The sequence below is a fragment of the Candidatus Zixiibacteriota bacterium genome (genome assembly GCA_022865345.1).
Classification (GTDB): domain Bacteria; phylum Zixibacteria; class MSB-5A5; order MSB-5A5; family RBG-16-43-9; genus RBG-16-43-9.
In genome coordinates this window covers 1-11175 of sequence record JALHSU010000144.1, presented here as the reverse complement: position 1 = coordinate 11175, position 11175 = coordinate 1, and the positions used below count along the sequence as shown (strand labels likewise).

General features: G+C 43.2%; 8 protein-coding genes and 1 pseudogene. All 9 read right to left on the bottom strand.

The genetic code is table 11. From position 1 onward, the window contains the following. The 9 genes and pseudogenes from MUP17_06710 to MUP17_06670 all read right to left on the bottom strand — a co-directional run bounded on the left by MUP17_06710 (position 1) and on the right by MUP17_06670 (position 10957). A pseudogene (locus MUP17_06710) lies at positions 1-240 on the bottom strand (cytochrome-c peroxidase). A gap of 41 nt (positions 241-281) precedes the next feature. Further along, a complete protein-coding gene (mnmA, locus tag MUP17_06705) occupies positions 282-1604 on the bottom strand; it encodes a tRNA 2-thiouridine(34) synthase MnmA (GenBank protein ID MCJ7458663.1) in 1323 nt (440 codons plus the stop codon). Next, positions 1597-1977, bottom strand: a complete 381-nt coding sequence (nifU, locus tag MUP17_06700) for a Fe-S cluster assembly scaffold protein NifU (GenBank protein MCJ7458662.1) — start codon at positions 1975-1977, stop codon at positions 1597-1599. Before nifU ends, mnmA begins: the two co-directional genes overlap by 8 nt. 61 nt (positions 1978-2038) lie before the next feature. After that, entirely contained in the window at positions 2039-3202 is a 1164-nt protein-coding gene (gene nifS / locus MUP17_06695; GenBank protein MCJ7458661.1) for a cysteine desulfurase NifS, read from the bottom strand. Then, complete coding sequence (locus tag MUP17_06690; protein ID MCJ7458660.1) at positions 3174-3644, bottom strand: RrF2 family transcriptional regulator; 471 nt, start codon at positions 3642-3644, stop codon at positions 3174-3176. The genes nifS and MUP17_06690 overlap by 29 nt, the downstream gene beginning before the upstream one ends. Positions 3645-4054: 410 nt before the next feature. Continuing rightward, positions 4055-4612 (bottom strand): thiamine phosphate synthase, encoded by a 558-nt coding sequence (gene thiE, locus MUP17_06685; protein ID MCJ7458659.1) that lies wholly within the window; start codon positions 4610-4612, stop codon positions 4055-4057. Positions 4613-4691: 79 nt separating this feature from the next. Continuing rightward, on the bottom strand, positions 4692-5438 hold the full coding sequence (locus tag MUP17_06680) for a gamma-glutamyl-gamma-aminobutyrate hydrolase family protein (protein MCJ7458658.1): 747 nt from the start codon (positions 5436-5438) through the stop codon (positions 4692-4694). Between the two features lie 51 nt (positions 5439-5489). Then, on the bottom strand, positions 5490-7385 hold the full coding sequence (bamA, locus tag MUP17_06675; GenBank protein MCJ7458657.1) for an outer membrane protein assembly factor BamA: 1896 nt from the start codon (positions 7383-7385) through the stop codon (positions 5490-5492). Next, on the bottom strand, positions 7385-10957 hold the full coding sequence (locus MUP17_06670) for a translocation/assembly module TamB domain-containing protein (protein MCJ7458656.1): 3573 nt from the start codon (positions 10955-10957) through the stop codon (positions 7385-7387). Before MUP17_06670 ends, bamA begins: the two co-directional genes overlap by 1 nt. Positions 10958-11175 lie beyond the last annotated feature (218 nt).

The following is an 11175-nucleotide window of genomic DNA, read 5'->3' as shown; positions in this document are numbered from 1 at the left end:
CGCCTCTTCCGGTATTTGCCCGGTTAATGATTTTAAGAAAGCCACAATATCGCCAGCCTGGGCATCGGTCAGTGTTTTACCCAGTTGTAGCTGTGCCATAATCTTCAAGGCATCCTGCAAGTGGTCAACGCTCCCGTCATGAAAATAAGGAGCAGTCATAGCCACGTTGCGCAAAACCGGGGCTTTGAAAACGTATATGTCCCCAATATTCTTCGTGACCGCATACCTGCCGCTGTCAAGCTCCGCCCCTACGCGAGACCTTTACGGTCACGAATAACGAATTACGATAACGTCTTTTCTATAATCCCTCCACCAATCACCTTCTCTCCTTCATAGAAAACTGCTGATTGGCCAGGAGTGATTGCCCTTTCGGGTTTTTCGAATTCCACCAAGACTTTGAGTGGAGTGCAAGAGCTTGCTCTTGCGTTTTTTTTATGAGCATCAGATTTAGTAGGGACAACCCTTCCTTCAGCCCTGCTCAGGACGGTGAGCCTGTCGAACCGTGTGGTTGTCCGATCTTCATTTCGGACAGGGACCCCGCTAAGCGGGATTTCGCTTCCTTCAACAAGCCTTATCCCTACGTTGTCAGCATACGGCAAAATAGTGGCCTTTGCCGGAGTGTGCATATACCTGATCTTAACCGAACATTCTATTTTATCTTTTACTTCAGGAATAGAAATCCAGTTTAGATTTGAAACGATAAAAGTTGTTCTGAAAAGGTCTTTATTTTCACCTACGTAGATCGCATTCTCCTCTGGGTCAATTTTAACTACATATAGTGGTTTCCCCAAAGCTATGTTTAACCCCTTTCTCTGCCCGATTGTATAAAATGCAATCCCCCTGTGCTCTCCTAACCTGTTTCTTTTTAGATCAAAAATAGGTCCCGGCTTTATCTGACTCAAACTTTTCTCCGAATCTCTATTATCCCATTCCCTTAAAAATCTTTCATAATCATCATCCGGCACAAAGCAGATCTCCTGGCTCTCTTCCTTAAGAGCAGTTTTCAGACTGTATTTTTTTGCCAGGTTTCTGACTTCTTTTTTGGTCAGTTCCCCCAAAGGAAAGATAGTTTTTGAAAGATTCTCCTGGGACAACCCCCACAGAGCGTAGGATTGGTCTTTCTTGGGATCAACGCCCTTTAGAAGCATAAATCTTCCGTCTTCTGGTGAATGTTTTATCCGAGCATAATGACCTGTGGCAAGATACTCTGCTCCAAGTTCTTTAGCCTTATTCCAGAGAAGTTTCCACTTGATTTGAGTATTGCAAATTATGCAGGGATTAGGAGTTCTCCCCTTTTTATATTCATTTATGAAGTTAGAGATGACCTCGTCCTTGAATTCCTCCCTGAAATCAAGAACATAATGAGGAACACCGATCTTCTGGCAGATATTCCGGGCATCGTTCATCGCCTCAAGAGAACAACATCTGCCGTCTCTGTATAGGTCGCCCCCGACCTCGGAATAATCCCAGAGCTTGAGTGTAATGCCGATTACCTCAAACCCCTTTTCTCCAGATTCGGACAATAAAAAAGCCGCCAGTGAGGAGTCAACACCGCCAGACATCGCCACCACTACCCTCACCGACGGCACAAGCTTTTTATTCATTCTTCTTTTTTCTATTCTTATAATCCTCTATTGCCTTATGCAATGCGTCCGCAGCTAAGTTTGAGCAGTGCATCTTATTTGCGGGCAGTCCATCTAAAGCCTCAGCCACAGACTGCCTGGAGATTTTTTCTGCCTCTTCTAAGGTCTTATTTTTGACCAGTTCTGTAATCATACTTGAAGTCGCAATCGCGGCACCACATCCGAAGGTCTTGAACTTGGCATCTACTACCCGATCGTCTTTTACTCTGATATAGAGCTTCATTATATCGCCGCAAACCGGGTTTCCGATTTCTCCGACCCCATCCGGGTTTTCAATTTCACCCACGTTCCTTGGATTCTGAAAATGCTCCATTACTTTAGCACTGTATGCCATATCTTACCTCATTTTTATTTAATGACTTATCTTTACATCTTAAAGTATTGATTTAAGCTCTTTACTTCTGATAAATAGGTGACATCGCCCTCAATTTGGAAATAATCTCCGGAAGCACCTCGACCACATAATTGACATCGTCAATTGTATTACTGCGGCCGAAACTGAACCTTAAGGAGCTCTGGGCTAAATCACCAGGGACCCTCATAGCTGAAAGCACGTGAGAAGGCTCAAGTGAGCCGGAAGTGCAGGCAGAGCCGGAAGCCACGCCTATGCCTTTCAAATCCAGGTTCAAAATTATCGACTCCCCTTCCACTCCCTTAAAGGACACATTCATAGTATTGGGAATTCTCAATACCGGATGACCATTCATGAAAACGTCCGGAATCCTTTCAGTTACTCTCTTAAAGAATGTCTCAGTCAGCGATTTCAGTCTTCTTTCCTCTTCCTGCATATCTGAATGTGCAATCTCCAGAGCCTTTGCCAACCCCACAATCCCTGGCACGTTCTCAGTCCCTGCTCTTCTGGACTTTTCGTGATGTCCTCCGTGAGCCAGAGGAGTCAGCCTGACACCTCTCCTTATATAGAGAGCACCAACTCCCTTGGGTCCATAAAACTTGTGCGCGGATAGAGAAAGCATATCCACATTCAACTCATTTACATCGATTTTCATTTTTCCGGTGGACTGCACCGCATCGGTGTGAAAATATACACCTTTTTCCTTTGCCAGTCCGGCAAGCTCTGCAATCGGCTGAATTGTCCCCATCTCGTTATTAGCATGCATTATGCTCACCAGTACGGTTTCCTTCTTGATGCTTTTCTTTAATTCATCGTGATCTACTAATCCGTATTTGTCAACCGGAAGATAAGTTATCTCATACCCTTCCTTTTCCAAAAATTTACAGCTTTCCAAAACCGCATGATGCTCTATCTGGGAAGTTATGATGTGATTCCCTTTCTTTTTATTGGCCCAGGCAACCCCTTTAACTGCCAGGTTATCCGATTCAGTTCCCCCGCTGGTAAAATATATCTCCAGAGGGTCTGCATTCAAAAACTTTGCCACCTTCTCCCTGGACTCCTCCAACGCCACTTTAGCCTCTCTTCCAAAACTGTGGATACTGGAAGCATTTCCGAAGCCGTCTTTATAAAATGGAAGCATCGCCTCAAGTACCTCCGGATGAACCGGTGTGGTGGCATTATGATCCAAGTAAATTTTTCTTTCCATTCTTTAGGCTCCTCTTTAATTTAAGATTAAATCCTTGAGTTCTCAGATCTTTCAGGGTGATATCAGAGAGCATAGAATCTATAGTATCCTCAAGCCCTTTCCACAAAACCCTGGTGACACAGGTCGCAGGTCCGGTGCAGCTTTTCTCCCTTAGATTCGGGTTATAACAGTTGGAGATGGAAATGGGACCATCTAAAGCATTGATCACCTGGCTCACCGTGATTTTACCCTCATCTGAAGCCAGAATGTATCCCCCCTTGGCTCCGCGTATGCTCTGTACTATACCAGCCTTTTTCAGCTTGTTGAAAATCTGCTCAAGATAGTCAATGGACATCTTCTGTTTTTCAGAAAGGTCCCTCAAATTAACCGGACCTTCTCTGGAAAGCGTTGAAAGCTCGACAAGCGCTCTTAAACCATATCTTCCACGAGTTGATATATTCATAATTTGCCTTTTAATCTTTACGCCACTAAAGTGGCTATGAACTATTTCTTGTTCTAACTGACTTTGGTCAGGCTTTACTAGCTTCTATAATCTTACTTCTTTTACCTTATTTAATATACGTAATCCTTACTAACTTTGTCAAGATTAATTTTAAAAATGTTTTGATTTTCGTAGCGCGACCCTTTCAGGGTCGCTTTTAGAGATCTTTCCGAGAGAAAAGTCGATAGAGAATCAGTGAGTTGGGGCGTGCGGGGCTGGTAGCCCCGCCTACCAGGGCATTTTCTCAATCTCTGTGGTCGTCAGTTCCCCTAACCCCATGTAGAGACTTGCCAGGTCTGGTGACCTGGCAAGCACAAAAAATCTACGCGTTTCCACCTATCGTCGGGCATAAAGCCCGACGCTACAATTTATTACTTTAACCTTCTCAGAAGCTCCCGGGTTGCCTTCCTCACATCTTCAGCCATGAATATAGCAGAGATAACCGAAATCCTTTTAGTGCCTTTGGAGATAACCTGATCAAGGTTACACTGATTAATCCCGCCTATGGGAAAAACAGGGATCTTCAAAGTTTTTTCGGCATCTTTAAGAATTTCAACCCCTAAGGGTTTCTCAATGATTTTAGAATCGGTTCCAAAAATGGAACCAAGCCCGATATAGTCAGCACCTTCTTTTTCTTTGATTTTAGCGGTTTTAATATCCGAAGCAGACGCTCCAATTATCTTTTTTGAGCCTAAAATTTCTCTTACCTCTTTTACAGGAAGGTCCTCCTCCCCCAAATGCACTCCTTCAGCATCTACAAGTCTGGCAACGTCCACCCTGTCATTAATGATTAGAGGAATTCTCTTTTTCAGAGTAATCTTATGAATCCTCCTGGCAAGTTCAAAAAATTCTCCATCACCTGATCTCTTATCCCTGAGTTGAACCATCTGAACCCCACCTTCTATTGCCTGAGATATTAACTTAACCAAATCCCTGTTCAGGCAGAGGCTTGGATCGGCAATCGCATAAAGCTGAACTTTATCCAGAATCTTAACCTTGTCCAGAATATCATCCCCTCTTTTTAGAGTTTTCTATCAATGACCTAAAGAGCAGTTTTGAATTTTTCTCATTATACGAAACTTCCGGATGCCATTGAACTGAGAGCAGATAATTATCCTCGGGACTCTCTAAAGCCTCAATCACTCCATCTTCCTTGGACAAAGCAGATGCCGCAAAACCCGGAGCTATCTTTTTTATAAGCTGGTGATGGCTGGTATTAACCTCGATCTCTTTTTTTCTGAGTATGGAAAAAAGCTTCGAGCCTTCTTTTATGATGACCTGATGTCTCTTTTTGAAGCGGGAAGACTGTTTTATCTTATGTTCTAAAGTGAACTCTTTTCTCAGAGATATATCCTGATAAAGAGTCCCGCCAAAAGCAACATTAATTAACTGGTGTCCACGGCAGATTCCTAAAATCGGGATTCCTTTATCTCTCGCCTTTCTGACAAGGGCTAACTCGAATCTATCTCTATCCGGCGTGATTTTGACATTACTTCTGAGTATCTCTTCCCCAAAATATTGAGGATGAACGTCATACCCTCCGCTCATCAGAAGCCCATCCAGCAGGTTCAGAATCTCATCAATCAAAGTGATATTCACCAGATTAGGCAGAAGAACGGGAACCCCGCCAGCCTTCTCGATTGCCAGATAATATTGCCTTTTAACATAATCAAAAGGATAGACCAGCGGATACTTCCTGTTTCTATCTTCTTTTTCTTCAATACTGCAGGTAATCCCTATAATCGGTTTTTTCATATTCTTGTTTTCCTTATCCGTCATTCGTTATTCGTCATACGGTATGTTTTATCAGAAAGCATAAAGTATAGCTAAATGCCACACACCTTCAGCCGGGTCACCGTTTCTCAGAATCCTCCTGGCATAGTCCAATCTTATTGGTCCTATGGGAGTAAAAAACTGCAGCCCAATTCCTCCGGTCAGTCTGATATCTGATACTTTGAAATTTTTCGGCTCTGACCAGACATTCCCGGCATCTAAGAAAAACGTGTAACCGAATTTCCAGAAAAGCGCTTTTCTGATCTCTGAATTAGCGATAAGCATCAGCCCCCCGCCTGTGTTTTTTCCTTCAACATCTTTTGGTCCTAAAGTGTTCTCTGAATAACCCCTGATGGTGTAAGCTCCTCCTGCATAGAAACGGTCAAAAGTAGGAACGTATTTATCTTTGAATAGCTTCTGCACATAACCGATTTTCAACCGGGTCGCCAGAACATTAATCTGATCAGGTTTTCCCAGAGTATTATATCTGCTCCAGGTCCAGATCAGTTTGTAAAAATGGTTATCCCCTCCTAAAAATCCTCCAACCAGCTCATTAAATAACTGAAAATATGACCCAGAAGCTGGTACAAACGGGTTCGGTCGGGTATCATTCTCCACTGCAAAGTCCATCTTCCTGCGGATACTTATCCCCTGTTCACTCTTGAACTCCTCCAGAAATTCCGGCGCAATCCCGTAGACCTTGACCTGCTGGTAGGAAAAAGTCAGGTAGAACTTCAGGAATTTCTTATGCTCCCGGCTGAAATTAAAGTTTCCGCCATAAGACTCAATTCGATAAGGCTGGATAACGCTTTTTACACCCGGCTCGTAATAAAGGTCAAAATTAAAAGGGGTCCTGGTCCCGAAAAGCCACGGTTCTACAAAACCAAATTTGAAACGGTTGGTAAGATTCTGCCAGTTTTTGAAAACCACAAAACTGCTGAAACCGGATAAGCTAATTTTCCTGGCAGTTCCAGCCAGATTCCGGTTGCCCCATTCTAAGGTCAGGTCAGCCGTGGTAAGGTCAGCGACTAAATTCTGGGGCTGATATTGTCCCAGCCCTAACTTCACCCCAACGTAACTTGGTTTCCTCTCCACTAACTTTAAGATGAAATCAGGATTCTCAGGTTTTTCTGCAGGGTTCTTTGCATCCAGGCTCACATAAGTAAATAGCCCGGTTGAATAAGCTCTCTGCTCGCTATCCAGGATTTTTTCTCGGCTGTAGATCTCTCCACTTTTTATAGTGAGCTCTCTTCTGGCAACCTTCTCATGGGTGCGGGATAACCCCTCAACCGAGATATCCCCGAACCTGACCATTTTCCCCGGCTCTATTTCAAAGTTAATCTGAGCCTGGGTGCTATCCTGGCTTATCTCTATTTCAGTTTTTATGCTGCAGTAGGGATAGCCATTATTTGCATAAATGGTTTTCAGATTAAAGGAAAGCACGCCTAATTGGGAAAGATTCAAAGGCTCACCCGGCTTAAGCCGGCTTAATTCCTTGTCCTGTTTAGAGGAAAGATTTTCCAGCCCTCCTTTTACTGTAAAACCTTTTACTTTGGTCTGGACTCCTTCAAAGATGTTTACTCTTAATCTACCTTGATTTAAGGAATCTACCTGATAATCGATTCCGGCCTGAGCCTGTAGAAAGCCGTTAATATGATAAAGGCTGTCAATGGCTAAACGGTCATTCTCCATTTTCCATTTATAAAACCTTTGCTTTTTGAAAAGATTATACCACTTATTTTCTTTAAGAGACATCTCCTGTTTGATCCTCTTCACCGAGAAAAAGGTATTACCATAGACGTCGATTTTTTTAATGACAAGTTTTTCTGTACTGGGGGGACCAGCACTCGCGGAGCTTTCCTTGAATGGGAAGATAGTGAATGATAATGCCAGAATGAAGAAGACAATTTTGAAGATGGCTGATTTCATTAATATTCCCAGTAAAGGTTTAATCCCAGATGAAAGAGTCCCAATTTATCCCGGGAGCCCTCAAAGTAGAAACGCTTGCCCAGACGGTATTCCACCCCGGCCTCCTGCCCGGTAGACTGTGAGAGCCTGCGGGTATAGCGCAAGTATAACTTGTTGGAAATGTATTTCCCTACGGTCACTTCTGACTCCAATAGACTGAACCTTCCGGGTTCAAGGGGTTTAATTTCAAAAGTTTCAACACCGATACTGCGCGCAGCCAAATTTCCCAGAAAACGGTTAGCGTATGCCTCACCCAGACTGCCCACCAGTCTGCTCTGGAAAAGGCTGCCTCCTCCTGCTCCAGTTGTGGAGAGGTTCTGGTGAAAAGCTAAAAGCTCAGCTATCTGTTCCTTAGAATAAGGAGAACCTGCTGCCGGTTGTATTTCCGGTGCAGATAGGGTTCCGGTAATCGCCAGCTCTATCTCTTGAGCTCCTTTGGTAACAGAATCTGTGGTAACTAAAGCTGAGCCAGCTAAAGAGGATGAAACTAAGAAATCTAATTTAGGGTCGATTTTCTCGATATTGTCAAAAACAACGTTACCTTTCTCAATGTTGAAAGTCGTTCCATAAATGAAGTCTTTGCCGCGGATCGTCTCCATGCCGCCTAACATTCGTAAATCTCCGCTTTCTCGAGATAAGAGGACTTCACCTTTAAACTCTGCCTGCATGTCCTGGTTTAATACCCAGAGGTTATTATCCCCGGAAAGATTGAGCCTGAGGTCCCACAAATTCTCATTCGGAATCGAGGGTCCAGCTTCAGTCTGCATCAAGCTGGTAAAAGGGTCTTTGAAGGAAAGTTGAGTAAAATATATATTGCCCGAGACCAGGGGTGGCAGAGCCCCTGCGATTTCTAAGTTGAAATCAGTAGTGGCAGTGAAGTCAGCATACTCATAGCTCAATGGCAGGTTCCTCCCCACCAGGGTTAGATCATACTTTGGCTCTTTGATGTCTCCTAAGTTTATTTTCCCGTAGAGGAAAACTTCCCCTTTGACTTTCTTTTTTGGAAAAATAAAATGCCAGATTTTCTTCAAAGGGTTGTCCGTAGTTGCCTCCTGCGAAGCAAAACCCCGAACCTCGTCGAAAAACAGGTTCTCGTTTTCCATCCTTATCCTGGCTATCATTTCGGTGATCGGGTTCTGCAGGGGAACAAGTTTCAAGATGCCCTGAGAAAGCTCTAAATTACCTCTCAATTCCGGGTGAAGCGGAGTCCCGGTGAGGTTGACTTCTCCTTTGAACACCCCTTGAAGATACTCGACGTCCGGAATAAAGAGATGAACCAGGCTGAATCTGTTTCCTTCTCCTTTGAAAATCATGTTCTGGGGTTGGTTTAACAACCTTTCTGGAACCGGGTAAAATGAAAGGTCCAGGGGCAATGAGCCTGCGAGGCTATAGCTTCCGTCCGGACTGACAAGAGAAAGCTTATCAAGATTTAGCAGCCGATCTTTGTATGACAGGTTCCCGCTCAGGTTCCCTAAAACTACACCTTCATAATTACAATCTGTAATCTGGATATCGAGCACTAATTCCGGATTCTTAAAATCTCCTCTGATCTGCAGGCCTGCATCTGTTTTACCTTCAATCCTTCTATCAGGTAATAGAAATCTCTCCCAGGGCAGAATCGAAATATTTTTCAAATCCACTTTTAAATCCATTCTCTCCTCATAGTCCATCTTTCCGGAAACGGTGAAGCTTCCCTCGTTGACCGTGAAGTTGTTCTGAGCAAACCTGACCTCATCTTTATCCAGCTCAATCTTAGCCGGGATTTGCGATTCAATCTTATTGCCCCGGTAGTCAAGAACTATCTGCTCAAGTGTCAGGTTCTGGGGAAACTTCGATATATCAAGGTTTCCAAAGAAGACTAAGGAAAGAGAGTTATTCATCATCCTGGTAGTATCTATCCTGATCGAATCACCCTCCAGAAAAATAGTAGAGGAAAGCGAGTCATAGGGGATGCTCCAGGCTGTTCCGTTTAAAAGCAGAGAACGTATGATTCCTCCCTTTCGGCTGATGAATTTGTCTATCTTAACGTCAGATTTCAGATCGGAACTAAAGAGCTTGTACCCCCAGATCGAGTCAGACTCAAATCTACCCTCAAGCGAAAAATCTGTAACTGGACCTCTGGCTTTGAACTGGAATTCCCCTCTTCCTCCCATTTCCTGGACGAATGTTTGACCGTTGAAGTTACTCAGGTCTCTGAATATTGCCTGTCCCTGCAGGTTGAGCGAATCAGTAAACCCAACCCTTCCCTCACCTGTAACCTCAGTATCTTTATACCAGAGCTTGAAATCTTTGCCGAACTGCGCCTCATTTAGATTAACCGTGAGATTCCCCACAACCTTGGAGAAACTGTACATATCAAACTTCCCCGGCTCTAACTCCAGGTTGAAATTTAATAGAAAGCTTTTTTCGTCCAGGCCCGTCCCCTGCATCTTCAGGTTACCTGAAAGATCGCTATGCAAAGAAGTGGCAACGATATTGGCAAGATCTAAATCCTTGACTTTTCCTTCAAGCATATAGCTTTCCGGTTTTTCTTCCAAATTCAGCTCCCCTTTTAGCTGGACCGGAGACCGGAAAGCCCTACCCTGAATTGAATAAAAGGTGAACTTCTTCTTTTCAAAAAGAAAGTTGGTTTTCAGCCCGCTTAACTCCTCTTTAAACATAGTTCCTTCTAAGACTAAATTCCCTTTTATCCTTTTCAGGTTTCCTTCAAGACTTCCTTCCAAATTCAGTTTTCCATCCAGGCCTATACCGCTTATTTTTGTTATGTCAGCCAGATAAAAAGGGTCTCCCTTCAGAGTAATCGAAAAAGAAAGCGGTTTCATATCAAGTGTCCCGCTCAGCAATTCAAATTTAGAATCAGCAGTCTCAATTTTTACATTTTCTAAAGTCAGCTGGCTTGATTTGATTTTAGCCCTGCCGTTTATTCTTTTTAACTCCAGTGTTTTCTCTATCCTGGCAAGTAAGCTCCCGCCAATGAGATTTAAATTGACCCCTTCTTTATCATTATTAAGTGAGAGTGTAAAGTTTACACTGTCCAGCTCTAGACTCTTTTTGACCGAGACCCAATCGACCTTGCCATCTTTGAAAAGAATATATGGGAAGGAGAAATTTGGAACTCCTTCAGAAATTCCTTTCCCTTTTTTCAGAAAAGGAATTAGCAGGCGTCCGTCCTGGGCTTGTTTGATCTGGATCTTTGGCTGGTAAAGTCTCACTCCTTTGAAGTCCCATTTCTTCCGAAGAAGGTCTGCCGGAGAAAAATCCAGTTCCAGTCTCTTTAAGTCCAAAAGGGTGTACTCATATCCTTTTTCAGCGTACTCAATCTGGAGATTCTCAACTATTACCTCACCCCATAAAAAGCTGTGGATCTTACCTATTTTAATTTTAACCGGGGTGGTCCTGTCCGCCAGAGTTGATAAATACCTGGCAACCTCAGTCTCCAGAAATCTGGTTTGGGTTATAAGAAGATAAACAGCGAGAATAAGGCAGAAAATTATGCAGAGGAAAATTAAGGGTATTTTATATCTTTTTTTCATCTTTGCCTTTTGAGGCTTAAAATACAATCAATTATAATAATAGCAAAAAAAGAAAGGGTCAAGAATAAAATGAACCTGTGTTATAGCAAGATTAAAATGTCCTAATTTCTGCAAAGTTAAAATGTCCTGTCCTACAGATCCGTTTCTCGGATTTTCATGTTTTAGTTAGTAGTAGCTTTCCTTCTTTTTGGCTACTTTTTTCTTTTTGTTCATAAGGT

What these genes read in the sequence shown, in the direction of transcription:
- MUP17_06680 (MCJ7458658.1), bottom strand. Translation starts at nt 5,438, where the DNA reads ATGAAAAAACCGATTATAGGGATTACCTGCAGTATTGAAGAAAAAGAA.
- nifS (MCJ7458661.1), bottom strand. Translation starts at nt 3,202, where the DNA reads ATGGAAAGAAAAATTTACTTGGATCATAATGCCACCACACCGGTTCAT.
- MUP17_06690 (MCJ7458660.1), bottom strand. Translation starts at nt 3,644, where the DNA reads ATGAATATATCAACTCGTGGAAGATATGGTTTAAGAGCGCTTGTCGAG.
- mnmA (MCJ7458663.1), bottom strand. Translation starts at nt 1,604, where the DNA reads ATGAATAAAAAGCTTGTGCCGTCGGTGAGGGTAGTGGTGGCGATGTCT.
- nifU (MCJ7458662.1), bottom strand. Translation starts at nt 1,977, where the DNA reads ATGGCATACAGTGCTAAAGTAATGGAGCATTTTCAGAATCCAAGGAAC.
- bamA (MCJ7458657.1), bottom strand. Translation starts at nt 7,385, where the DNA reads ATGAAATCAGCCATCTTCAAAATTGTCTTCTTCATTCTGGCATTATCA.
- MUP17_06670 (MCJ7458656.1), bottom strand. Translation starts at nt 10,957, where the DNA reads ATGAAAAAAAGATATAAAATACCCTTAATTTTCCTCTGCATAATTTTC.